This is a genomic window from Candidatus Thiothrix sulfatifontis (assembly GCA_022828425.1).
GTDB lineage: Bacteria > Pseudomonadota > Gammaproteobacteria > Thiotrichales > Thiotrichaceae > Thiothrix > Thiothrix sulfatifontis.
The window spans coordinates 246397-271254 of record CP094685.1 but is presented as its reverse complement, the minus strand read 5'-3'; the positions used below and the strand labels follow the sequence as shown (position 1 = coordinate 271254).

Sequence of the window (24858 nt, the reverse complement as noted above, 5' to 3'; positions counted from 1 at the left end):
AAAGTATGTTTTCCCTTTGATTTGTATTCTCACGATTCTATGCTGTAATCGGGGTTTGGTTTGAATCGGGAGACCGCTGTGTACCACTTGTTGGAACAACGCTTACGTGAGATTGATACCCACCACTTACACGCTTACCTACGCAATGCCCGCACGGGGTTGGAAAAAGAAAGTTTGCGGGTCGGGCTTGATAGCCGCTTATCGCAACGGGATCATCCCACCGCCTTGGGTTCTGCCTTGCTGCACCCGTGGATTACCACCGATTACGCCGAATCGCTACTGGAGTTGATTACGCCACCACAGGAACGCGCGGCACCAGCATTCGATTTTCTGCTCAATATTGAAACCTTTGTGTACCAGCAACTCAAGGATGAATTGCTGTGGACAACCAGTATGCCGTGCATCTTGAGCGGCGACAGTGATATTCGGATTGCGGAATACGGCAGCTCCAACGCAGGGCGCATGAAACACATTTACCGCGAAGGCTTGGCCTGGCGCTATGGCAAAGCGATGCAAGTGATTGCCGGAATCCATTTCAACTATTCCATCGACGAGGCTTTTTGGCAGCCTTGGCAGCAGGCGCAGGGGGATGCAGGCGAGTTGCGGGCGTTCCGCGATGCGCAATACATGGGATTGGTGCGTAATTTACAGCGTTACGGTTGGTTGATTATTTACCTGTTCGGCACGTCTCCGGCGATCTGCAAAAGTTTTCTCGGCGGCAGAAAAGCGCCGGAGGGCATGGAAGAGTTCAACCAACACACGTTATACGAGCCCTTCGGTACGTCGCTGCGCATGGGCAATATTGGTTACACCAATAGCAAGGAAAACAAAACCGGGGTGAAGGTGTGTTACAACGACCTTGACAGTTACGTGCGCAGTTTGCGGCAAGCGATCAATACGCCGTGCCCGGAATACGCCAATATCGGGGTGAAAGTGGCGGGGCAATACCGCCAATTAAACGCCAATATTCTGCAAATCGAGAACGAATATTACAGCACGGTACGCCCCAAACAGCCGCTGCAAGGCTTTGAGAAGCCGACCGATGCCTTGGATCGGCGTGGCATTGCGTATGTAGAATTGCGCTCGATTGACGTGAATGCGTTTCACCCCGCCGGTTTAACGCGCCGTCAGCTTTTTTTCCTCGAAGTCTTTATGCATTTTTGTTTGTTACAGGAAAGTCCACGGGTGTCGGCGGATGAATTTCAAGCCATTAACCAAAATCAGATGTTGACGGCGCATCGCGGACGCGACCCAGCGGTGCAGTTGAACTGCCTCGGTAAAAACGTATTATTGCGGGATCAAGCCAGAGATTTGCTGCAAGCCATGCGCCCGGTGGCAGAAATGCTGAACACGGTACACGCCGAAACCTGCTACACCGACAGTTTGGATAGCAAAATCCAGCTTGTTTACAACCCCGATACCACGCCCTCGGCACGGATGCTGGAAGAAATGCAGGCAAATCAGGAGAGTTTCTTTGAGTTTGCGCAGCGTAAATCCTTAGAACACCGTGAGTATTTCCTGCAACGTTCGCTGGAACCTGCTTTGAACCGTGAATTCCAGCAACTCGCCGAAACTTCGTTAGCGCGTCAGCAACTGCTTGAAGTGGGTGAAAAAATGGATTTTGACGCCTTCTTAAAAGCTTATCTTTCAGGGGCTTTAGGTGAGGTCAAAAATTAACCTAGCAATCATCCGATTTTTGTTACCAGCGGCGAAAAACTGGGGTAGACTCTGAATAACTTGCCTGATACTTGAAAGTTCCGTGAGCCTTGCCAATCCGATGCCACGTTTTTACTTGCAGGTTTCACAGTGCATAACCTATCGAACCACAGTGGTCGATCGTTATCAGGTAATTTGGTGTGACTGATTATCTATAACGTAAATTCCCGAGCAGCACACGCTTTTATGAGATGACATACAGTGAATATTTACGTTGGCAACCTGCCCTATAAAATTACCGAAAACGATTTGCGTGACCTGTTCGCCGCTTACGGCGAAGTAACCAGCGTCAGCATGATCAAAGACAAAATGACGGGGCAATCCAAGGGCTTCGGTTTTGTTGACATGCCAGACGGTGCTGAAGGCAATGCAGCTATTCAAGGTCTGAACGAGCAAGCCGTTCAAGGCCGTAACATCAAAGTTAACGAAGCAAAACCACGCGAAGACCGTCCACGTGAAGGTGGCGGCGGCGGCAGTCGTGGTGGCTTCGGTGGCGGCAGCGGCGGTGGTCGCGGTGGCTTCGGTGGCGGCAGCGGCGGCGGTGATCGTGGCGGCTTCGGTGGTGGCGGCGATCGCGGTGGTTTCGGCGGCGGTGGTGATCGTGGCGGCTTCGGTGGCGGCGGTGATCGTGGCGGCTTCGGCGGCGGCGACCGTGGTGGTCGTGGTGGTGATCGTGGTGGCAACGGCGGCGGTAGTCGTGGTGGTGATCGCGGCGGCAATGGCGGCGGCTACCGTTAATTCCTAACGGTCATGCAGGGCAGGCTGATGCTGTATCAGCCTGCCCTCTCGATGCCTGCCGGTAAGCAAACCGGGGATTCAATACACAAGTGTTTGTTCCTGCCGGTTTCGCCATTCTTTATCTGCACATTGGATTTGGCAACGCCACAGGCTTTTGCCACGAATTTCAGCAAATATGCATTGGCTTTGCCATCCACTGGCGGGGCAGTAATTCTTATGCGAATGCGGTCTTCCTGCACTTCCGCAAACTCATCCCGACTCGCCTTTGGCTGCACCCGCACAAACAGGTGTAACGTGTCTGCTTCCCAGCGGTAAAACGCAGTCATGATTCACAATCCGAACGATTGCAGCACAATCAAAACAATGTACAACAGCAAGATTGCTGCCATCGGTGCCAAGTCGACCATGCCGATGACGGGCACAAACTGGCGAATGGGGCGCAACAATGGCTCGGTCAGGCTGTTCAAAAGATCTGCCAGCGGATTGCCGTGACTATTACCAACCCAGCTAAGCACGGCTTGAATGACCAGCGCAAAAATGTAGATATTAACCACTGTGTGCAGGAGGTCAGCAATCGAAACAATGACAATGTTACCCAAGTGCAAGCCCAGCAAATCCAGCAGGAAAAACTTCAATAACGTTAAGCCCAGAGCGAGCACAATCGCGGCGGTGTCGAGTTTGCCAACGGCTGGAATCATGCGCCGCAGCGGTACCAGTGCCGGATTGGTTATTTTCACCAAGAATTGTGACAGCGGGTTGTAGAAGTTTGCCCGCGACAATGCCAGCAAAAAGCGGATCAGTACCGCGCCAATGTAGAACGAAAGTAAGGTTTGCACCAAAAAAATGCTGACATTCTGGAGTGCTTCCATGAGTCACTGTCCTTGTTTAATGAGTGATTAGCTGTTGGCGGCTGCCAATTCGCGTGAACGGCTGGCGGCGGCTTGCAAGGCTTGCGCAAACAAATCGTGCAAGCCGCCGGATGTTAGCACGTTCAGTGCCGCTTCGGTGGTGCCACCTTTGGAGGTGACTTTTTGGCGCAATTCACCGGGTAAATCATCGCTTTCCAGTGCCAGTTTTGCGGCACCGAGAGCGGTTTGCACAATCAGCAAGTGCGCTTCTTCGGGGCGTAAACCGAGTTGTTCGGCGGCGGCTTGCATGGCTTCCATGACCAAAAAGAAGTAGGCGGGGCCACTGCCGGAAATGGCAGTGACGGCATCCAGTTGCGTTTCGTCATCGAACCAGACGGTAATGCCGACGGCACGTAACAGGCTTTCAGCGGCGCTGCGTTGCAGGTCGGATACGTGCGGATTGGCGTACAAACCCGTTGCACCGGCTTGCACCAAGGCGGGGGTGTTGGGCATACAGCGCACAATGGCTTGATTGCCACCTAACCAGCGGTTGAGTGCTTCCTCACGAATGCCGGCGGCGATGGAAACAAACAGTGGGCGGCTGAGTTGCGCATGGCTCGCAAGGTTTTCGGTCACATGGCGCATGATTTGCGGTTTGACAGCGAGTACCACCACGTCAGCGCCTTGCATGGCGTCGAGATTGTCGGTGCTGGTGGTGACTTCCGGCCAATGCTTGCGGATCGCATCGAGTTGGTGTTCGTCAGGGTCAGCAACGCGCAATACGACATTTGCTTGGTCTTGCAACAGGCCGACGATGAGGCTACGTGCCATATTGCCTGCGCCGATGAAGGTGATGGTGGTAGGTTTTTGGGCGAGTTTAGGTGTGTCCATAAAAGCTCTTTACTGTGTATCCGTTAACCGATTTCCGTAATAATGGGTGCATTCTACTATTTTCAAGGACAAAAATGGAAAATTTGCTGCTATTGGGGTTGTTAGGGTTGGGTCTTTGGTTCTGGATCGATTCAATGAATGCCCGCGAACGTGCGATAACGGCAGCGATGCGGGCGTGTCGGGAGATTGAGGTGCAGCTTTTAGATCAAACCGTATCCTTGGAAAGCATGAAACCTACCCGTAATCGCCAGGGGCATTTGGTGTGGCGCCGCATTTACGGGTTTGAATTCAGTGCGCAAGGGGTGGAACGGCGGCATGGTCGCGCCATCTTGCGCGGGCGCGTGTTGGAACAGGTGCAGTTAGATCAGGATGAGGGCACAACGATCGAGCAGCACGAATCATAAAAACCGGCTGACTAGAATCATATCGCCGTCCACCCCGTCCGGCAGCGGAATGCGCATTTTATGCCCACTGCCCGGCGCGGTGGTGACGGGAATACCGTCCATGTTTTCCATGCGTTCCAGCACCAGTTCGCGATTGCCTTCCGGCAACACCAGTTCCAGCCGATCACCGACGCTGAAACGGTTTTTCACATCCAGCTCAATCCAGCCATTTTCACGGTCAACGCGCATGGCTTCGGCAACGAATTGCTGCTGATGTCCCATTGACGCGCCCTGCATGTAGTTTTGGTATTCGTGGGTATGGTGGCGTTCGTAAAAGCCATCGGTGTAACCACGATTCGCGAGATTTTCCAACACGCCCAGCAATTTCGGGTCGAAGTTGCGCCCTGCCATTGCGTCGTCAATCGCTTGCTTATACGTCTGTGCAGTCCGCGCCACGTAGTAATGCGATTTGGTGCGTCCTTCGATTTTTAAGCAATCCACGCCGATTTCGGTGAGTTTTTGGACGTGTTCGACGGCGCGTAAATCTTTGGAATTCATAATGTACGTGCCGTGTTCGTCTTCCATGACGGGCATGAGTTCGCCGGGGCGGTTGGTTTCTTCGAGGAAATACACCTTATCCGCCAGCGGATGGCGTTCTTGATTGCCGCAACTGCCCATGCTTTGCGCTTGGTTGAACAAATCCATCGACAACACCGCTTCTTTGGGGACAAATTTGCCTTCCGCCGCTTCAACCGCTTCGGTGGTTTTGTATTCCCAGCGGCAGGCATTGGTGCAAGTGCCTTGATTGGGGTCGCGGTGGTTGAAATAGCCGGAGAGCAAACAACGCCCGGAATAGGCGATGCACAATGCGCCGTGGACGAACACTTCCAGCTCCATATCCGGGCATTCTTGGCGGATTTCGGCGATTTCATCCAGCGATAATTCTCGCGACAAAATCACGCGGGTTAAGCCGAGGTTTTGCCAGAATTTCACCGTGGCGTAATTGACGGTGTTGGCTTGCACGGAAAGGTGGATGGGCATGTCCGGCCATTTTTCGCGTACCAACATAATCAAGCCGGGGTCTGCCATGATCAGCGCGTCGGGGTTCATCGCAATGACGGGGGCAAGGTCTTCCATGAAGGTTTTGATCTTGCTGTTGTGCGGGGAAATGTTCGCCGCGACGAAGAACTGCTTGCCTTGGGCGTGCGCTTCCGCAATGCCGACCTCAAGGATGTCGTTCTTGAAGTCGTTATTGCGCACCCGCAGTGAGTAGCGTGGTTGTCCGGCGTAGACCGCATCCGCACCGTAGGCGAAGGCGTGGCGCATGGATTTAAGTGTACCCGCAGGGGCAAGCAGTTCAGGGCGTTTCATGGGGGGAGTATCCGCTGTGTGTGAGTTCAAGCGGGGATTATATTCCCAAGTGCGGCACTAGGCTAATTTACTGCATGTATCCAGCACTACTAAGGCGCAGTGACGCTGGGGCAAGCTGACGAACAACGCTAAAACAGCGTAATATCGGTGTTTCGATAACAGCTTTAGGACGACAAACCGCTATGAAAGACGAACTAGACCAAGCCGCACTCGACTATCACCGCTTCCCGCAACCGGGTAAACTCGAAGTCACTCCCACCAAAAACATGGCGAACCAGCGCGATTTGGCACTGGCGTATTCCCCCGGTGTGGCGGCGGCAAGCCTTGCAATTGCGGCTGACCCTACCTGCGTGGCTGATTATACCTCGCGCGGCAATCTGGTGGCGGTGATTTCCAACGGCACGGCGGTGCTGGGTTTGGGGGCGATTGGTGCGCTCGCCTCCAAACCCGTGATGGAGGGCAAGGCGGTATTGTTCAAAAAGTTTGCGGGCGTAAATGCGTTCGACATTGAAATGGATACGCTTGACGTTGACCGCTTGGTGGATGCGATCAGCTTGCTTGAGCCGACGTTTGGTGGCATTAACCTCGAAGATATTAAAGCCCCAGAATGTTTTGAGGTGGAAAAACGCCTTAAAGCGATGATGAAGATTCCGGTGTTCCACGACGATCAGCACGGTACCGCAATTTGCGTCGCAGCGGCGATTCGCAACGGTTTGCGGGTTGCGGGTAAAAACCTCGAAGATGTGAAATTCGTCTGTTCCGGTGCGGGCGCAGCGGCGATTGCTTGCATGAACTTGTTAGTCGAAATGGGCTTGAAAAAAGAAAATATTGTCGTTAACGACCGCTTTGGCATTATTTATAAAGGCCGGGTTGAGGAAATGAACCCGTATAATTCAGCCTATGCCATCGACACCGACGCCCGCACGCTGGATGATGTCATGGACGGGGTAGACGTATTCCTCGGTTTATCCGCACCGCGTGTGTTGAAGCAGCACCATGTGAAGGTGATGGCGGAAAACCCCCTCATCCTCGCGCTCGCTAACCCTGAACCCGAAATTCGCCCCGAATTGATTTACGAGGTGCGTTCCGACGCGATTGTGGCGACCGGACGCAGCGATTACCCGAATCAGGTGAACAATGTGCTGTGCTTCCCGTTCCTGTTCCGGGGCGCGTTGGATGTGGGCGCAACCGAAATCAACGAAGCGATGAAAATTGCGGTGGTCGAAGCCATCGGCGATTTGGCGATGCGCGAAGCCTCCGACGTGGTGGTTTCGGCTTATGGTGGCGCGGAATTTCATTTCGGGCGCGACTACTTGATTCCCAAGCCGTTCGACCCGCGCTTGATGACGATTATTCCGCCGCGTGTCGCCAGAGCAGCGATGGAAAGCGGGGTTGCCACCCGCCCGATTACCGATTTTGAGGCGTATGAACGCCAACTGGAAAGTTTCGTGTTCCGCTCCGGCATGACCATGAAGCCGGTGTTTGAAAAAGCCAAGCGCAACCCGCAACGCATTGTGTTTGCCGAAGGTGAATCGCAGCGTGTCATTAATGCGGTGCAGCAATTGGTGGATGATGGTATCTGCAAGCCCATTTTGCTGGGCAACCCGGAACTGATTCAGCGCAATATTGAAGCCTACGATTTGCGCCTGAAAATCGGTGAAAACATTACCGTGGTTGACCCGCGCAATAACCCCGATTACGAGCGTCATGTGGCAGAACATTACGCTGCGATGTGCCGTAAAGGGGTGACACCCATGTACAGCCGCCGCGTCATGACCGCCCGTACCACGCAAATTGCAGCGGTCATGGTGCGTTGTGGCGATGCCGACGCGATGATTTGTGGGGTGGAAGGTAACTTCATTTCGCACCTGCATTACGTGCGCGACTTGATTGGGGCGCGTCCCGGTTTGACGGACGTGGCGGCGGTTACTATGTTGATTTTGAAGCAAGGCACGTATTTCCTTACCGATACGCACGTCAGCGAAGACCCGACCGCAGAACAGCTTGCCGACAACACCGCGCTGGCGGCGGAATTGGTGGCAGGCTTTGGATTTGAACCGAAAGCCGCGTTGCTGTCGCATTCTAACTTCGGTAGCCGCATGAATGCGCATTCCGCGAAATTGCGCCGCACGCTGGAAATCTTGCGCGACAAGCACCCTAATCTGCTGGTGGAAGGCGAAATGCACGCGGACGCTGCCTTATCCCAAGAAGTGCGCGATCGCATGTTCAAAGGCGCAGCGTTTGAGGGCGAAGCCAATTTGTTGGTATGCCCCGATCTAAATTCGGCAAATATCGCCTACAATATGACCAAGATGTTGGCGGATGGCTTACCCGTGGGGCCAATGTTGGTGGGAACCAATTACCCGGTGCATATCCTCACCGAAAGCACCACGGTGCGCGGAATTGTGAACATGGCAGCGTTCGCGGGCGTGGAGGCCATGACCCGCAAAGCATAAGGTTTGACAACGCCACCGTAGAGACGCAAGATTTTGCGTCTCTACTCACCCCTAACCCAACAAGGAATCGTTATGAAAATGCTTGCAATATTGGCATTTTGCCTCGGAACGTTGTGTGCTTGCACGCCACCTGCGGGGAGTGAACAAGCCATGATCCGTGCGACGGTCACTGGCACAACCGCACAGCCTGATCCCGTCGAAACGCAGATTCGTGTGCTGGAAAAAGCGGGCAAACTCAAGGTGTTGGCAGTGCGTGAATCGTTCCCGCCGCAATTTGAACTCGAAGGTTCGGCGCAAGCGCTTGCGGAACTGGGGGCATTGGCGCAACCGCATTAAGGTCTTAATCGACCGCAAAAGGGTTTCCAGCGTTATTTCAAGATATTGCGTATACTTAACCCATCACAACCGATCACTCTGGGGTGGCAACGCATGGAATGGACTATTTACGTTTACCTCTCGTTTGGTATTTTGGTACTGGCGATTTTGGGGGCAGCTTTTTTCTCAGCTTTTTACAAACGTGCTAAAAAAGACACCGCATTTGTGCGCACGGGGTTGGGCGGGGAAAAGGTTATTCTTGGCAGTGGTGCTTTTGTATTGCCGGTCATCCACGAGGTGATGCCGATCAATATGCAAACCTTGAAAATCGAAATTACCCGCGAAATGGAGCAGGCGCTAGTCACCAAAGACCCACTGCGGGTGGATGTAACCGCCGAGTTTTTCTTGCGGGTGGAAGCACGCCCGGAAGCCATCAGCACGGCTGCCCGTGCTTTGGGCTTGCGCACCTTGGATCAGGAGGCGATTCGGGAAGTGTTTGAAGCCCCGTGCGTGGCGGCGTTGCGTTCGGTGGCTTCAGGCATGGAGCTGGACGAATTGCACCAAAAACGCGCCGCGTTTGAACACAACGTAGAAGAAGCGGTGAATGCCGAATTCCACAAAAACGGCTTGGAGCTGGTATCGGTGTCCCTCACGGGTCTCGACCAGACCGATAAAAAATACTTCGACCCCAACAATGCTTTCGACGCGAAAGGCTTGAGTATTTTGGAGCAAGTGACCTCCGATAACGCTAAGCGCCGCAATAATATTGAGCAAGAAACGGCGGTCGCGATTAAGCAGCGCAACCTTGAGGCTACCATCAAAAAAGAAGAGATGGAGTACAAGGAAGTGGTGGCGCAAAACGAACGCAAGCGCCAAAAAGCCGAAAATGAAGCCGAAACCCAGCGCAAAATCGAAGAGATCAACATCGACAAAGAGATTTCGATCGAACGCGCCCAACAGTCCGTTAATATGCAGCAGGCCACCCTAGAACGCGAAGTTTCGCAGGCGTGGATTGAAACCAACAAGGTCAAAGCGGAATTTGAGAAGATTTCCGAAGAAATCCGCACCGCGCGCGAACGTGCCGAAGCTGAACGTTCGCGTGTCGTGGAAATTATCAGTGCGGAAAAAGAAGCGCGTCGCCAAGTTATCATTGCTGAAGCGAATGCTGATGTGGAAAAAATGGCAGCCATGGCTGCGCAATTGCGTTACCAAGTGGAGGCGGCAGGCAAAAAAGCCTTGAACGAAGCCTCTAACCTGCTCTCTAACGACCAGATCGCGATGCAGGTCAAAATGGAAATCGTGCGCCAATTGCCAAACATTATCCGCGAAAGTGTGCGCCCGATGGAAAACATCGAAGGCATCAAAATCATGCATATCGACGGCTTAAACAACGCCATCGGGCGCGGTGGTGCGGGTGGCGGCAACAATGGCGGCGATGCAGGCAACGGCACTGCTCACAGCGGCGGCGGCAACTTGGCTGAGCAAGTGGTGGATAGCGCTTTGCGTTACCGTGCGCAAGTGCCATTGATTGAAAGCTTGCTGGGTGAGGTGGGTTTAAAAGGTGGCTCGCTCAATGACCTGACGCACAGTTTGCACGCGGGGCTGTTTGCGCATGAGGCTAATAAACCGCCAGAAGATAAGAAGCCCGCACCAGCCCCCGCGCGTGAGCGCGAACAGCCCGTCATGGCGGATGATGATGGCTATGATGAAGATTATTACCGTGATGAGCGTTAAGCAAACGCTTCAGCGTGATTGGCGATTGCTATGGTCAACTTCCGGGTTGTAGCTGTACGCGGCGACGCGGCGCTCTTCTTCCGCTTGTGCCCGTATGTCCGGGGCTAATTCGCGCAATTGTTTCAGTAACCAAGTGTAATCCCGGCTGTCGGTGCTGAGGCCCAGTAGCACACTGGCTTCTAGGGCTTCTGCTGCAAACAGGAGCCGGTATTGCGCGTATTGGTTGTAAATCAGTGCTTTGTTCCATTCTAAAATCAGGTCATTAGTGGTTTCCAGCAGGTCAGTGTTGACTTTTTGGTATTCCACCATGTAAGCCAATTTGGTGCGGATTTGGGTTTCTTCGTGCTGAAGCTGGATAAGGTTGCTGGTAATGCTGGTTTCTTGGCGTTCGCTAAGTGTTGTTAGCAGGGTTTGGCGGCGTTGGTCGCTGTACGGTTGGAAAACGGTGTTCAAACGTTGCCCCTTTTTGGGTTTGGGGAGTTTGACCGCTTTGAGCAGGGTTTCGGCATCGCGTAGGTGGTCGCGAATCGCTTCGACTTCGGCTAACTGGAATTCGCGGCTGTCGCCGAGTGCTTCTTGAATACGCTGTCGCAGGCGCTGGGCTTCATCATCAAACATGGTGCGTACATGGCGGTCTTCGCCGGTGCGGTAGTGCAGCCAAAATTCGCGACGGCTGCGATCAATTTCTTGATAAGCTTTACGCAGTTGCTGTTGTTGTGACCAGCGAAGGTCAATGATGGTTTGCAGGAAACGGCGTTGTTCGGGCATTTGTTCTGCCCATTCCCTGACCTTGCCAAAAAAAATGTGCAATGCGTCCATTTGTTTGAGCATGTCTTGGCGCAAGCCGTAAAGTTCAGGGTAGGTGGTGCTCTCGTAAGTTTCCAGATTGAGTTCGGGTTTGGATTGTTGAGGGGTTGTTGCGACTTCCGCAACCTCAACGGGGGGTGTGGGTTCGCGCTGACCTTGTTTCCAAAGGAAATTGAGGGCAGCAATCACCAGCACGCCGGTAAACGCAATCAAGATCAGCAGGCGCGTATCGTTAGGCAGCTTGAATTTGCCCAGAAAGCCGCTCAACCAGCGTACAAAAAATACAATGCCAGCGGCGATCGCCAGCCAGAGAATGAATAACAGTAGACCGTGTGAATCCATGAGTGTGAAGACGCTTGAGTTGGTGGTAATGGGTGTGTTGAAGTGTAGCAGAAAAATCTCCAATATTAGTGCTTGACAGTAACCACTCAAAACGCTTTAATAGCGCCCTCTGTGGCCGGATAGCTCAGTTGGTAGAGCAGGGGATTGAAAATCCCCGTGTCGGCGGTTCGATTCCGTCTCCGGCCACCACACCATTGTCGATTTACCCCCCTTAGCCTGCTGTTAGCAGGCTTCCTTTTGTTAGCTTTTTCATTTAAGCGCTAATATTGTACAAAGGCTTACAGCATTACTTCTTTCTGGTATAAATTAATAACTTAAATAAAACAGAAAGGGTTATGACTATGAGTATTTACAGTAAAAGTGTTCCTGTTGCCGCGATTTCTTTGCTAGTCGTGCTGCTGAGTGGTGGCGGTGGCGGTGGCGGAACCACGCAAAATACCGTGATCGGCGATACGGCGGCTCCGGTTACTCCGCCCACTGCGGCGGCAAAAACGTTTACGGAAGTGAAAGTGGCTGATGTAACGACATGCGTTACTGATAACAGTACCAATCTCATGTGGGAACTGAAAACCGATGAGGCACCCGGCGCACTGCCCGGTTTCCGTGATAAGGATTATGGCTACAGTTGGGGTGTTGAGGGCAAAACGGCTGGTACGGCGGCAACCGCCAACATTCTCGACACGACCAAGCCACCTTGTCAGGCATCCGGCACTATTCTGACCAAGTGCACGACCGATGCTTATACCAACGCGGTGAATGCGGCGGCTTTGTGCGGCTACACCAATTGGCGCCTGCCGACCACGGCTGAATTGCTGGGCTTGATTGATACTACCCGTCCGGCACGGCCTTTCATTTACGCCGCATTGGGCAGCACTTCGTCAGACCCTGAAGTGCAAGGCAGCTCAGTGCGTGGCTATTGGGCCTCCAATACTGCTACGGTTGGTCATGCAGCGGTGAGTTTTTCCTTGGCGACTGGCGACCGTGCGCAAGGTCATGGCGAAAGTTATAATTACCTGCGCTTGGTTCGCAATAATTAAGCGGCTGATGCTTGGATAAAAAAAGCCGCTTTAATCAGCGGCTTTTTTTATGATAAGTGTTAGAAAAACAGAGCTATTTTCGCTTCTGCACGGTACTTATGCAGCAACGGTTCGGTATAACCATTCGGCTGTTCGCGCCCTTTGAACACCAGATCACAGGCCGCTTTGAATGCCACGCTTTTCTCAACGTTACCGCTCATGTTGGTATAAGTCGGGTCGCTTGCATTCTGTGCATCCACTTTCGCCGCCATGCGCTTAAACGCTTCCAGCACTTGTGTCTCGGTGCAAATGCCGTGGTGTAACCAGTTTGCCATGTGCTGGCTGGAAATACGCAACGTTGCACGGTCTTCCATCAAACCCACGTCATTCACGTCCGGCACTTTGGAACAGCCAACGCCTTGGTTAATCCAGCGCACCACGTAACCGAGGATACCCTGCGCATTATTGTCCAATTCCTGCTGAATTTCTGCCGCGCTCCAATTCGGATTCGCCGCCACCGGAATGGTGAGGATGTCATCAATATTGGCACGCGGGCGGCTTTTCAATGCTTCCTGACGCGCAAACACATTGACCTTGTGGTAATGCAGCGCGTGTAACGCCGCAGCGGTAGGCGATGGAACCCACGCCGTGTTTGCGCCCGCCATGGGATGCCCGATTTTGGTTGCCAGCATGGTTGCCATTTGATCGGGAATTGCCCACATGCCCTTGCCGATTTGCGCATGACCGGGCAAGCCGCATTCCAAACCGATGTCGACGTTCCAGTTTTCGTAAGCTTGAATCCACGCGGATGACTTCATGTCGTTCTTGCGAATCATCGGGCCTGCTTCCATCGAAGTGTGCATTTCATCGCCCGTCCGATCCAAGAAGCCGGTGTTGATGAACACCACGCGTTCTTTGGCGGCACGGATGCATTCTTTTAAATTCACCGTGGTGCGGCGCTCTTCATCCATAATGCCGACTTTCAAGGTGTAGCGGGGCAATTTCAGCGCGTCTTCGATGCTGTCGAACAAGTCATTGGTGAAGGCAACTTCTTCCGGGCCGTGCATTTTTGGCTTCACGATGTACACCGAGCCGGTGCGCGAATTGCTGAAGGTTGCACTGCCGTTGAGGTTGTGAATCGCGATCATGGCGCTCATGTAGCCATCCAAAATGCCTTCAGGAATTTCATTACCGTCGGCATCTAAAATCGCCGGGTTGGTCATCAAATGTCCAACGTTGCGCACGAATAACAGGCTGCGCCCCGGCAATGTCACCGTGCCACCGTGAGCGCTGCTGTATTCACGGTCAGGGTTTAAGGTGCGGGTAAAGGTTTTGCCACCTTTGCTGACGGTTTCGCGCAAGTCGCCTTTCATCAGGCCGAGCCAGTTGGTGTAAATCAGCACTTTGTCGACATCATCGACGGCGGCAACGGAATCTTCGCAGTCCATAATCGTGGTGAGCGCGGCTTCCATCAGAATGTCGTTCACACCTGCGGCATCTTCTTTGCCAATCATGCCGTTACGGTCGATTTGGATTTCAAAGTGCAAACCGTTATTACGTAACAAGATTGCTGACGGCGCATCCAACGTGCCACGGTAGCCGACAAATTGGTTATTATCGCGCAATGCCACAATTGAGCCGCCGATCATTTCGACCATTAAAATACCGCTTTCATCCACCCGGTAGCGGCTGGCATGGTGGTGAGACAGGTGGGCGAGTGGCGCGGCTTCGTCCAAGAAATTACGCGCAAATTCAATGACTTTTTTACCACGTACCGGGTTGTAAGTGCTGCCTGCTGCTGCGCCATCGGTAGACGGAATTGCATCCGTGCCATACAGCGCATCGTACAAACTGCCCCACCGCGCATTAGCAGCGTTCAACGCAAAACGCGCATTCATGACGGGAACGACCAATTGCGCCCCAGCGGTGTGGGTGATTTCTACGTCCACGTTCGCGGTGCTGACGTTAAAGGCTTCACCTTCGGGCAGTAAGTAGCCAATTTCTTGCAAAAAGGCTTTGTAAGCGCTGAAATCAAATTGACCAGGGTTGGCAATGTGCCAAGCGTCGATTTTGGCTTGGATGGCGTCGCGTTTTGCCAGCAGTTCACGGTTGCGGGGAGCAAAACAGGTAACGATGTCTGCCAGCCCAGCCCAAAAATCGCTTGCCTTGATGCCTGTGCCCGGTAGGGCGCGTTGGATGATGAAATCATGCAGAAGTGTTGACACTTGCAAGCCGCTGACCTGAATTCTATTGCCCATTTGTTACGATCCCTTTAAAAATAAATAAAATTGTCAACATCTTTGATTTATAACGCAAGGATGACAATGGCGAAAATTAGAATTATCAATGCTCATAATTAAAAACAGCAGCAGCGGTCAGCAGATGAAGCGCAGCATCAGCCGTTTACCGCTACGGAGCGATTTCTTATATACTTTTAACCCATGAATAAAACACATCATTTGCAGTTTTTACACCGTTTGGCGCATTTGGCATCATGGAGCGTGATGTTGGTGGGCGTGGTCGTGTTAATCGGGTGGTTTAACCACATGCCTGCTTTGTACCGGGTGAATGATAATTTGCCGTTGATGACACCGGGGGCTGCGTTTTCGTTCATTTTTACTGGGGCAGCCTTGTTTTTATTGCAGCCCGAAAAAACCACCGCATGGCGGCGCTGGAGTGGGCGCTTGTTAGCCATAGCGGGGGTGATGTTAGGGGGGCTAATGTTGTTGAGCCATTGGCACAATACATCGGACGCTTTGTTGGGGCAGGGGTTGGCCCCGTTGACTTGGTTGAATTTGTCTGACGCGAAGGATTCGCCGCAAACGGGCATGGCGTTTATTCTCACGTGTACGGGTTTGTTTTTTCTGAGCTTGGAGCGCCAGTCGCTGATTAATCTGGCGCAATGGGCGGCATTTTTCAGTGTGATGTTGTTGGTGGCGGTATTTTTTGGTTACGCGCATCAAGAAGACATGTTCAAGGTATTCACGGGGGTGGCGGGCATGGCGCTGCCCACGGCGACTGCGTTTGCCTTGGTGGGTTGGGGGATTATTCTGGCAAAAGTGGAAAAAGGCTTTTTCCGCATTATGGCCAGTGATGCCTCCGGTGGTTTGGTGGTGCGCCGGGTGATGTTTCTCATGGCGCTGTTCCCGCCGCTGTTGGGCTGGTTGCCGGTATTGCTGGAGCATCGCACATTGACACACACGCAAGTGGAATCCTTGCTGGCGTCAGGAATGGTGATGGTGATTGTGCTGATCGTGATGCGGCTGGCGTACCAGTTGGATCAGGAGGAAACCTTGCGCGAACAAGCCCAGCACGAAATTTTGCGGCACCAGACCGACCTCGACCAAATGGTGCGCTTGAATACTTTGGGGGAAATGGCATCGGGGATTGCGCATGAACTCAATCAACCCCTTGCAGCGGTCGCCAATTACGCCAGCGCGTGCCAGCGCATTTTGCAAGCCGACGGCGCCAGTGCCCGTTTGCAAGAACCGCTGCAAGCGATTCAGCAACAGGCGTTGCGTGCTTCAGAAATTATCCGGCGGATACGAGCCTTGGTACGCAAACAGCCCCCGCACAAGGTCATGGCGTGTGTGGAACAAGTGATTCACGAGGCCTTGCACCTGAGCAAAGCCGGAACAAGCCGCTTGGATGTGCCGCTGTTGTTGGAACTGGATGATAGTGTGCCGGATATTCCGTTGGATATTATTCAAATTCAACAGGTTATTCTGAATATTGTGCAAAATGGGCGTGATGCGATGCACGATACGCCTAGTCACCGCCGCCAAATTTTGGTGCGGAGTTTTCTGAATCAGACGGGGTGTGTGCAAGTCGATATTTCTGACACCGGCTTGGGGATGGATGCCGAACTCAAGCAGCGTGTGTTCGATGCGTTTGTTACCACGAAAGGGGCGCAGGGGATGGGAATCGGTTTGTCATTGTGCCGTTCGATTATCGAGGCACACGGTGGGCGCTTGTGGGTGGAATCCGAACCGGAGCAGGGCGCAACGTTTTCGTTCACCCTGCCGGTCAATTAAGCTTACGCTTTAATGAATGGCATGTTCTTCAGAACCATTGCCGCTGGGCAGAAACCCGTGAAAGCGGATTGAATCAGGTTGACTGCAATGAAAACCAGCAGCCAAAAGCCAACCGCTTCAGAAACGGTTGCGCCCAAAATCAGTGCGACTAAAATCATGGTACCAGCGAAAACTTGGATGGCGTTGCTAAGTGTCATGGTGTGTTCCTTCTTTGAGTGTAGGTGGTTAAATTTACGTATTCTAAGCGCATTGAGTATATTAGTATTTGTTAATAAACACAATTGACCAATCTCAATGTCACGCGAAGACTTGTCGGTAATGATGCACCGTTAGTCTAGTACAGGCACGAGTCAACATGATCACTTTCAAACACATTGGGATAGCGGGTAGCCTCGGTTTACTGGTGGGAATCGTCGCAATGCAACTTTGGTACGCGCAGCAATACCCCGGTCGTCCGCTGTTTGTGACCATCGAAAACATGCGCGGCGAAACCATTCCCTTGCTCAAAATCGAGCACGGCAATGATTTGAGTCAGGAAAAAATCTTGCTGACGCAGTTACGTGCTGGTGAAACCCGGATTGTTGCGCTGAATCACGAACCCGGCAGAGGTTACAGCGTGGAAGTGCAGCTTGCGGATGGCAAAACGGTGGAGGCTTGCGTGGGGAAAACCTCGGAGCGCTGGGTGAATGAAGTGGCGATTACATCTAACGGTATTTTTAGTCGGGATTAGCCAACAAGGAAGAAGGTTTGAAAACAGCGCTAGTGGGATTCGGGATTTCGGCACTGTTGCACATCGTTGCATGGCTGGCGGTAATGCCGCTGTTATTGTGGCAAGACAAGCGGGGATTGCCTGAAGCGCAACCGACCGTGGTGCCGTTGTCATTGGCACAATTTCAGCCTGCGCTACCGCCTGCGCCCAGTGTGCCGGTCGTTCCTGCGCCGCTTGTTAAACCGGAGCCGCCGCCCCCTAAACCTGTGCAAAAACCCAAGCCAACGGTCAAGTCCACCTTGGAGAAAAAGCCTGCCGCGAAAAAATTACCGGCTAAGATCAAGCCTAAATCAGTGCTAACACCTGAACCACTACCTGAGCCAGCAGCGCCTGCGATGAAACCCGTGGTAGCGCGGCCTCAAGCACCTGCTCTAGTTCGCGCAGCGCCCGCCATTCAAGCCCGACCTGCGCTTCAACCACTGCCTAAACCTGCACCAGCGCCGGTGACGCCTGCGCCCAAGGTTGACAATGCCGCTGCCGAAGCCGCTTATCGCCAACAGTTGCAAAGTCTCATTGCTGCTCGCAAACAATACCCGCGTCAAGCGGAGCGAGCCGAAGTGGAAGGAACGGTGACCATCGCATTCACCGCGTTACCCAATGGCACCTTGACGAATGCGAGAGTCAGTCAAAGTTCGGGCAATGAGTGGCTGGATAAAGCAGCGCTGCACGCGGTGAATAGCACTTCTGGGGCTTTGCCGTTTCCGGCGTCTATTCGCAAGGCAAGCTGGGCGCTTACCTTGAAGGTGAATTTTAGGTTGGATTGAGACAAGTCATAGCCGCAAATGCCTTGTGGGGAAATCTGCGCTATGATGTGCCATACCGTTTTTTTTAAAAGGTTTCTGCATGAAATACGCCTTACCTGTCAGCCTACTGGCCTTTGCGCTTGGCATCACCGGCTGCGACTCTTCCCCCCAACACCCCGAAGATTTGCCTTGGCAAGTCACTCTTAGTGCCGAAGGCAATCCACAAGTGTTCCATTTGGACATTGGCAAAGCCACGCTAAAGGATGTGATCGAACGCTTGCACAGCTTCCCGGAAATGGCGGTATTTGCGCATGAAAGCGGTAAGCGCACCCTCGAAGCCTATTTTGGTACACGGCGAATAGGGCTGTTTGAAGCCAAAATCATTGCTGAATTGCAAGCCACGCCCGCGCAGTTGGACAGTTTCCAAACCAACAATACCAAACGCGAAGGCATGGCAAGCGGGCAATGGAAATACACGATGGCGGAAGCGGATGTGAAAATTGCCAATGATTTGCGGGTGCAGCGCTTGATTTACATGCCAGTCATCAATTACGAGCCTGAAATTGTGGTGGCACGCTTTGGTGAACCGGCGGAACGCGCTGCATCCTTGCAGGCGGGGATCGACTATTGGTTTTACCCCAGCAAAGGCTTGGCGATTTTGATGAATACTGACGGTAAAGAGATTCTTTATTACACTAATCAACACGATTACGCCGCGATGAAACAGGGATTGCTGGAGACGAAACCGTACAATGACAAGTGAAGCCCGCACGCCGCCTTGGTGGAAACAAAAGAGCCTTGCTGAGATGAATGAGGCGGAATGGGAAAGCATTTGCGACCATTGCGCGAAATGTTGCCTGATCAAGCTGGAAGACGAGGAAGACAGCACGGTGTATTACACCGATGTGGCGTGTGATTTGTTGGATGGCACGAGTTGCCAGTGTAAAGATTACGCGAATCGTGAAACGCTGGTGCCGGAATGTTTGCATTTAACCCCGGATAATTTGGATGAGCTGTATTGGATGCCGCCGAGTTGCGCTTACCGTTTGTTGCACGAGGGTAAGAATTTACCGTCTTGGCATCATTTGGTATCGGGCGATAAACAGAGCATTCACCGCATGAAACAATCGGTGATCGGGCGGTTTACTTACGCCGCTGACGTAAACGAAACAGAGTGGGAGGATAGGGTCGTTACATGGCCGTTGAAGAAGAAAATGTAAGCCAACGCATTGATAAGTGGTTGTGGGCAGCGCGGTTTTTCAAAACCCGCCCGCTGGCGGTGGAAGCCATTGATGGCGGGCATGTGCAGGTGAATGAGGAGCGCGTTAAACCCTCTCGGCAGGTGCGTATAGGCGACAAGTTGCGCATCAAAAAGGGCTTTGAAACCTGGACGATTACGGTGCAAGGCTTGAACGAACAGCGCCGCCCCGCCAGTGAAGCCCGTTTGCTGTATACCGAATCTGAACATCACCGCGAAGAACGCGAGGCGGTGATCGAAGAGCGGCGTTTGCACGGGGTGAATGTGAGGTTGCATAAGCCGGATAAGCGGGAACGGCGGCTGATCGACAAGTTTAAGCAGGGGTGGTGAGTCGGTTGTAAACTGTGCCGTTCAACTGGATTTATTGACCGTAAGTTCTGCTTATCAATAGAAGTGGCTGTTTTGTCATTGATTCAGATTATTAATGCCGTTCAATTAACTATTATTACCCTGTCCTGAACACAAAAGGACAACAACAAAACTTCAGTTATGGATTTAATAGTTAATTAAGGAAACTCACATGAAAAACGTAATGATTTCTGCATTCGCTGCTTTGGTTATGGTAATGAGCGCTTCTGTATTTGCCGTTGGCAATGGCGGCAATGGTGGCGGTTTTGGTGGTAGTGATGATATTACGGTTGATATTGAAGATTTCGCTGTTGAACAAGAAGGCAATGATAACATGCAATCTATTGACATCGCTTCTATCAGTGGTTCAAGCGTTTCAATAAAAGATGCTTCTGTAACACAGGAAGGTCATGATAATACACAGTCTGTCAATATTGCTTCAGATTGTAATTGCCGGAAAGACGACTGATTTGCTAAATAGCTGAATCAGATCTTTCGTATTATTCCGGGTGTTGCACCCGGAATAGCTCAAGATTAACGGATTAAAGCCCGGTCTACTGTTAATGCTGTAGATTGGGCTTTAGTCTGCTTTTCTATTTATGAACTGTCATGTCCATAAGCCATACACCACTCAGGCGGCATCCATACCCGTTAATGACATTAATCTGTAGCGAGTATCCGCCTGTCAACTTTACACTAACTAATCACCACTAATCACTTTACGATTAACTTATGTGATTGATCAGTGAGGAAAACCAGATGTCGATAAAACTCATTTTAGTAGCGTGCTTGTTGGCTTGCAGCAGCCATGTGGCATTTGCGGAAGATGCCGGTAGTGAAGATAAACTCATGAATGACATGAATTCCAAAATGGCACAAATGAAAGCACGGATGCGTGCTTACGAAGCCGAATTGGATCACGAAAGTGAAGATTATTACGCCGTGTCGCAGTTTGATACCGCCGGTTGTGACATTAATATCGGTAATGTGGTGGTCGATGATGGCGCAAATTCACCGGATGAAATCGTGGTATTAATCGACGGTGATGTGATTCAGTCCAATAATTGCCGTTAAAACCTTTTACCTGTCATTAAAAACGCGAGACAACAATCATGAAAAAGTCCGTCATTATGTTAGCAGTAGCTTTTACCCTTTCCACATTGGGTGGCTGTGCCAGTATAGATAATAAACTGGCACGGGAATTTGAAAAAATCCGCCGTGGCCCGTCTGGTGCACCGTATAAATCCGTCACTAATTTTTCTGATGCCTTAAGCTGTGTTGATGATTTAATGCTGGCAAAAGGCGTGAAAAGCATTCCGGTGATGGTGGAAGACCTCGACGATAAAACCGAAGAAGTTAAAACCGGCACTCGTGATATGCTGATTTCCGCTATTTCACGCATGACTACCAAAAGCAAAGCGATTAAGCTGATTGCTTACGGTAAAGATTCTGGCAATCTGGTGTCATTTATGAAAGCTGCCAACTTTTCGGATGCGTACAAAGAAATGCCTGCGTTTGATATTCAAGGCTCAATTACCCAGTTTGACAAAGGTGTTACCACCGGGGATGCCAGTACCGGGGTGTTTTACCGTAAAAAAGGCGGTGGCGGTGCAGCTCACAGTACTTCACTGAACGTGGTTGCCTTGGATTTGAATGTGTTACGTGCTTCAGACATGAGCGTCATTCCCGGCATTACCTCCAGCAATTCGGTCGCGATTTTCCAGCGTGGTGATTCACTGGATATGGATGCCAGCATTAATAAATTTGGTGTATATTTCGACCTAAGCCTCAACGCCAGCGAAGGCAAAGCCCAAGCAGTACGCAATCTGGTTGACCTTGCCGCAGTGGAGTTGGTGGGCAAGTTGGTTGGCGTGCCTTACAGCAATTGTCTGGGGGTCAAAGAACCAGCGGCGGGCACGGCGGGTACAACCGGGCAAAGCGGCGCAAAAGGTGCTAATAGCCAGCCACAAACAGAACCTGTTAAAGTGATTAACATGAAACTCCCCAAACTGACCCCCAAACGGGATACGATAGCACCCACAGCCCCGGCAGTGATGCACGCGCTCAAAGTCGGTGATACTGTTGATCCGCAGGGAATTATACGGGTAAAACGAATTATTACGCCCAGCAAGCCTTAATCTTGAGCGCTTATAGCAAAGGAAGTCACCATGCAACACGTGCTCATTGTGGAAGATGTCCCTGAAACCGCTGAATGGTTGAGTGTCGTCCTGCAACAAGCTTTCGGAGAGGTGCACCTCAATGTGGCGACTACCTGCCAACAAGCGCGGCAACTGTTAGGCAAAGTCAGCGTAAACGTGGCGTTGCTGGACATTAATCTGCCGGACGGTAGCGGTATCGACTTGGTGGCGAGTGTGCGTCAGGATTACCCTAATGCTTACATTGTAATCACTACCATTTTTGATGATGAGGAACACATTCTCCACGCCGTGCAAGCTGGGGCGCATGGCTACTTGCTGAAAGATTCGTCTGAGTTGGTGTTTATTCAGAAATTACGCGGTATTCTCAGTGGTGATCCACCGCTGTCACCGAGTGTATCGCGGCGGATATTGCAATATTTCTCGTCCGCTGGGAACGTTCGTGGCACATCGGATAACGAGCATTCGAGCGTTAATCGCAGCGAAGTAGCGAGTCTAAGCCCCCGCGAACGCGAAGTGTTGATATTAGTTGCCAAGGGGCTTAGCCGGGGTGATGTGGCGGAATTATTGGGGCTTTCTACCAATACCGTAGCGCGGTATATCCGGGATGTGTACCAGAAGCTCAATATATCCAGCCGTGCTGAGGCAGCAGTGGAGGCTTGCCGCATGGGGCTGGTCAGAACGGATTTCTAAGGTTGACCATTTGAACTGGTCATTCCCCAAACCCGTTATTGCTCCCGCCAATATTTTGCTGGCGATATTGCTATTCATTGCCGTCACCCAGATTATTTCTGCTTACCTATTGACCCAACAACAGTGGACGGGTATTCGGGTGACTGCCACGGCTGCGGATACGCTGCTGATCAAATCCATCAGTGCCAATTCCCCGGCCTCTGGAAAACTCGCCGCCGGTGAGACTTTGCTTGGCCTGCAAGTTGATGGGAAGCTGCTACAGATCAAGCCATTGCTGAACGGTTATGCGCCACTTTCCCCCGCGACGTTCGCACAACGGGCGGAGTTTTATCAGCAACAGCAAACCTTGCACCAAGCCTTCACCCAACATGCTCAAGTAACTTTTGTGACCACGATGGGCAAGACCGTTGCGCTGACACCCGCCGCACATACCCCAGTTACTGCTATCCCCGCTGTGTTTTGGTTGTTGGGGCTTGCAAACATGATCTCGCCATTGGTGGGCGCATTGGTCTGGACATACCGCCCCTATCAAAAAGCATCCCTGTTTTTACTGCTGCACAGCTTGCTGTACTACGTTTTTGCGGTCAGCGGCGCTGGGGTTATTGCCACGGAATTTTATATGGAACCCGGCGCATTGCGGCAGAATTTGCTGCTGCAAGCGACAGGCATCAACTTCGCCGCTACCCTGATTCTGGTCATTCTGTGTGATTTGCCCAGACCGTTGGTGCGCGGGTTGTGGTTATTTTGGCTGGTTATGGGGTTTACGGCACTTTCCACCGCTAATTATCACTACGGTTGGATTGAAACACCGGGGCATATTTTTTACATACAATACCCCTTTTTGTACGTGATCGTGTTGGGCATTATTGCCCTGCAATTGCGCCAGACACGCTGTCAGCCGGTGAAACGGGCGAGCCTGCATGTTCTCGCGGCGGCGTTTATGTTACCCAATGCCATTATTATTGCCCTGCATGTTTTCCCTATTCTGCTGGGTAAGCCGCCGATTGTTGGCAATATTTCGGCGCTATTGCTGTTTAACCTGATGGCGATAGGGCTTGGGGTAGGGATTCTGCGCTATCGGCTGTTTGCGATTGAATTCTGGTGGCTAAAGTCAATGTTGTGGATTGTGGGGGGCTTGCTAGTCGCGGGTATTGACGTGGGGTTAATGACGTTGCTGCAACTGCGGGGTGATTATGTGCTGGCAATGTCGGTCATTATTGCGGGCTTCTTGTATTTTCCGTTGCGCCAATGGCTATTGGATAAAATTATTCCAATGGAGCGCCAGAATGTCAGTGATTTTCTGCCCGCGTTAAGCAGCAATCTTGGGGAGGCGCTCTCCAAAGAAACCTTTGAACAATGTTGGCAGGAATCCTTGCTGCAACGTTTCCTGCCGTTGCATATCGAAAAATTGTCTGCCCAAGTGACCACTACCCACTTGTCAGACAACGGTTTGCACCTTGATGTGCCTAGCCTTGGCAATCAACATGCGTGGCGCTTGACCGGCAAACAACGGGCAGCACGGCTGTTTAACAAAACCGATGTCAAACATACCGAGTCGTTGTTAACGGTGGCACGGATGGCCAGTAATGCCAGCGAAACCCGCCAACAGGCTATTCTGGAAGAGCGGCGGCGCATAATGCACGACTTGCATGACAGTGTTGGCGCAAAACTGCTAACCCTGAGCCATAAGCTACCGGATGCAACGCACCGTGAGGATGTGCGGCAGGCACTAATGACGTTACGGGAAACGGTACGGTTATCGCAGCAAGCCAGCCCGACCAAACTGGTGGACAATATTGCGGACTGGCGGGCAGAAATTGCCGGGCGAGCCGAAGCCGCCGCAGTCAGGTTACGCTGGCGACAGGATCAGCGCTTGGATGCTTGCCAATTATGCCCACGCCGAATACTGCAAGTGTCGCAGATACTCCGTGAAGCAGTCAGCAATGCGCTGCGGCACGCCGAGCCAGAAACGTTGGAGGTGGGTTTTGCTTTATCCAACAATAAATTGCACCTGATCGTTACCAATGACGGAAAAATATCCCCGCCTGAGCGTTGGCAAGCGGGGACTGGAGTAAACGGTATCCGGCATCGGGTCGCGGCATTAGGCGGGGAAGTGGGGTTTTATGGCAGTGATCCTCCCCAATCCAGAATCACGGTGCATATTGCTGTTCCCCTGCAAGTCTAAAGCGTTAGGAATAAAAACCGGCTTCAACACGTCAAAGCCGGTGAATAATGTGCCA

25 protein-coding genes and 1 tRNA gene are annotated in these 24858 nt (G+C 52.1%); 19 read left to right on the top strand and 7 right to left on the bottom strand.

Translation table 11 applies throughout. The features are described 5' to 3' along the window. The first annotated feature begins 78 nt into the window (after positions 1-78). Positions 79-1677, top strand: a complete 1599-nt coding sequence (gshA, locus tag L3K52_01400) for a glutamate--cysteine ligase (GenBank protein ID UOG92404.1) — start codon at positions 79-81, stop codon at positions 1675-1677. A 240-nt stretch (positions 1678-1917) separates the two neighbouring features. Continuing rightward, positions 1918-2454, top strand: a complete 537-nt coding sequence (locus tag L3K52_01395) for an RNA-binding protein (protein ID UOG92403.1) — start codon at positions 1918-1920, stop codon at positions 2452-2454. 35 nt (positions 2455-2489) lie between these two features. Here L3K52_01395 and L3K52_01390 read toward each other — a convergent pair whose 3' ends face one another. From L3K52_01390 to proC, 3 genes are read right to left on the bottom strand one after another with little or no spacing between them, the layout of a single operon-like run. Then, the gene (locus L3K52_01390) at positions 2490-2780 is read right to left on the bottom strand and encodes a DUF167 family protein (GenBank protein ID UOG92402.1); all 291 of its coding nucleotides are present in this window, start codon (positions 2778-2780) and stop codon (positions 2490-2492) included. Between the two features lie 3 nt (positions 2781-2783). Next, complete coding sequence (locus tag L3K52_01385; protein ID UOG92401.1) at positions 2784-3323, bottom strand: YggT family protein; 540 nt, start codon at positions 3321-3323, stop codon at positions 2784-2786. Positions 3324-3350: 27 nt separating this feature from the next. Then, complete coding sequence (gene proC, locus L3K52_01380; protein ID UOG92400.1) at positions 3351-4193, bottom strand: pyrroline-5-carboxylate reductase; 843 nt, start codon at positions 4191-4193, stop codon at positions 3351-3353. 74 nt (positions 4194-4267) lie between these two features. Here proC and L3K52_01375 point away from each other — a divergent pair, with 74 nt between their 5' ends. Beyond that, positions 4268-4597: a DUF3301 domain-containing protein gene (locus L3K52_01375; GenBank protein ID UOG92399.1), complete on the top strand. Its 330-nt coding sequence runs from the start codon at positions 4268-4270 to the stop codon at positions 4595-4597. Here the strand turns inward: L3K52_01375 and yegQ are convergent. Then, positions 4592-5947 (bottom strand): tRNA 5-hydroxyuridine modification protein YegQ, encoded by a 1356-nt coding sequence (gene yegQ / locus L3K52_01370; protein UOG92398.1) that lies wholly within the window; start codon positions 5945-5947, stop codon positions 4592-4594. The genes L3K52_01375 and yegQ overlap by 6 nt on opposite strands. A gap of 182 nt (positions 5948-6129) precedes the next feature. Between yegQ and L3K52_01365 the strand changes: the two genes are divergently transcribed. The 3 genes from L3K52_01365 to L3K52_01355 all read left to right on the top strand — a co-directional run bounded on the left by L3K52_01365 (position 6130) and on the right by L3K52_01355 (position 10452). Beyond that, positions 6130-8403: an NADP-dependent malic enzyme gene (locus tag L3K52_01365; GenBank protein UOG92397.1), complete on the top strand. Its 2274-nt coding sequence runs from the start codon at positions 6130-6132 to the stop codon at positions 8401-8403. 72 nt (positions 8404-8475) lie between these two features. Beyond that, the gene (locus L3K52_01360) at positions 8476-8739 is read left to right on the top strand and encodes a hypothetical protein (GenBank protein ID UOG92396.1); all 264 of its coding nucleotides are present in this window, start codon (positions 8476-8478) and stop codon (positions 8737-8739) included. A gap of 93 nt (positions 8740-8832) precedes the next feature. After that, a complete protein-coding gene (locus tag L3K52_01355; GenBank protein ID UOG92395.1) occupies positions 8833-10452 on the top strand; it encodes a band 7 protein in 1620 nt (539 codons plus the stop codon). Between the two features lie 9 nt (positions 10453-10461). Here L3K52_01355 and L3K52_01350 read toward each other — a convergent pair whose 3' ends face one another. Next, complete coding sequence (locus L3K52_01350) at positions 10462-11601, bottom strand: hypothetical protein (GenBank protein ID UOG92394.1); 1140 nt, start codon at positions 11599-11601, stop codon at positions 10462-10464. A gap of 113 nt (positions 11602-11714) precedes the next feature. Between L3K52_01350 and L3K52_01345 the strand changes: the two genes are divergently transcribed. Beyond that, positions 11715-11790, top strand: a tRNA-Phe gene (locus L3K52_01345). A 152-nt stretch (positions 11791-11942) separates the two neighbouring features. Beyond that, positions 11943-12638, top strand: a complete 696-nt coding sequence (locus L3K52_01340) for a DUF1566 domain-containing protein (GenBank protein ID UOG92393.1) — start codon at positions 11943-11945, stop codon at positions 12636-12638. A 59-nt stretch (positions 12639-12697) separates the two neighbouring features. On the opposite strand, the gene L3K52_01335 is transcribed toward L3K52_01340, so the two are convergent. Further along, on the bottom strand, positions 12698-14875 hold the full coding sequence (locus L3K52_01335) for a malate synthase G (protein UOG92392.1): 2178 nt from the start codon (positions 14873-14875) through the stop codon (positions 12698-12700). A gap of 183 nt (positions 14876-15058) precedes the next feature. On the opposite strand from L3K52_01335, the gene L3K52_01330 reads away from it, so the two are divergent. Further along, positions 15059-16651: an ATP-binding protein gene (locus L3K52_01330; protein UOG92391.1), complete on the top strand. Its 1593-nt coding sequence runs from the start codon at positions 15059-15061 to the stop codon at positions 16649-16651. A gap of 2 nt (positions 16652-16653) precedes the next feature. Here L3K52_01330 and L3K52_01325 read toward each other — a convergent pair whose 3' ends face one another. Continuing rightward, positions 16654-16848 carry a DUF2892 domain-containing protein gene (locus tag L3K52_01325; GenBank protein ID UOG92390.1) on the bottom strand — a complete coding sequence of 65 codons (195 nt, stop codon included), beginning with the start codon at positions 16846-16848 and terminating at the stop codon, positions 16654-16656. Between the two features lie 158 nt (positions 16849-17006). Here L3K52_01325 and L3K52_01320 point away from each other — a divergent pair, with 158 nt between their 5' ends. The 10 genes from L3K52_01320 to L3K52_01275 all read left to right on the top strand — a co-directional run bounded on the left by L3K52_01320 (position 17007) and on the right by L3K52_01275 (position 24803). Continuing rightward, the gene (locus L3K52_01320) at positions 17007-17381 is read left to right on the top strand and encodes a hypothetical protein (protein UOG92389.1); all 375 of its coding nucleotides are present in this window, start codon (positions 17007-17009) and stop codon (positions 17379-17381) included. Between the two features lie 17 nt (positions 17382-17398). Next, positions 17399-18184, top strand: a complete 786-nt coding sequence (locus tag L3K52_01315; protein UOG92388.1) for a TonB family protein — start codon at positions 17399-17401, stop codon at positions 18182-18184. Between the two features lie 79 nt (positions 18185-18263). Further along, the gene (locus L3K52_01310; GenBank protein ID UOG92387.1) at positions 18264-18926 is read left to right on the top strand and encodes a hypothetical protein; all 663 of its coding nucleotides are present in this window, start codon (positions 18264-18266) and stop codon (positions 18924-18926) included. Next, complete coding sequence (locus L3K52_01305) at positions 18916-19383, top strand: YcgN family cysteine cluster protein (protein ID UOG92386.1); 468 nt, start codon at positions 18916-18918, stop codon at positions 19381-19383. Before L3K52_01310 ends, L3K52_01305 begins: the two co-directional genes overlap by 11 nt. After that, positions 19359-19751, top strand: a complete 393-nt coding sequence (locus tag L3K52_01300) for an RNA-binding protein (protein ID UOG92385.1) — start codon at positions 19359-19361, stop codon at positions 19749-19751. The genes L3K52_01305 and L3K52_01300 overlap by 25 nt, the downstream gene beginning before the upstream one ends. A 190-nt stretch (positions 19752-19941) precedes the next feature. Next, positions 19942-20238 (top strand): hypothetical protein, encoded by a 297-nt coding sequence (locus L3K52_01295; GenBank protein ID UOG92384.1) that lies wholly within the window; start codon positions 19942-19944, stop codon positions 20236-20238. A 290-nt stretch (positions 20239-20528) separates the two neighbouring features. Beyond that, complete coding sequence (locus tag L3K52_01290) at positions 20529-20843, top strand: hypothetical protein (GenBank protein ID UOG92383.1); 315 nt, start codon at positions 20529-20531, stop codon at positions 20841-20843. A 38-nt stretch (positions 20844-20881) separates the two neighbouring features. After that, positions 20882-21907 carry a CsgG/HfaB family protein gene (locus L3K52_01285; GenBank protein UOG92382.1) on the top strand — a complete coding sequence of 342 codons (1026 nt, stop codon included), beginning with the start codon at positions 20882-20884 and terminating at the stop codon, positions 21905-21907. A gap of 30 nt (positions 21908-21937) precedes the next feature. Then, entirely contained in the window at positions 21938-22618 is a 681-nt protein-coding gene (locus L3K52_01280; GenBank protein UOG92381.1) for a response regulator transcription factor, read from the top strand. Positions 22619-22628: 10 nt separating this feature from the next. Beyond that, a complete protein-coding gene (locus L3K52_01275) occupies positions 22629-24803 on the top strand; it encodes a hypothetical protein (GenBank protein UOG92380.1) in 2175 nt (724 codons plus the stop codon). Positions 24804-24858: the final 55 nt, after the last annotated feature.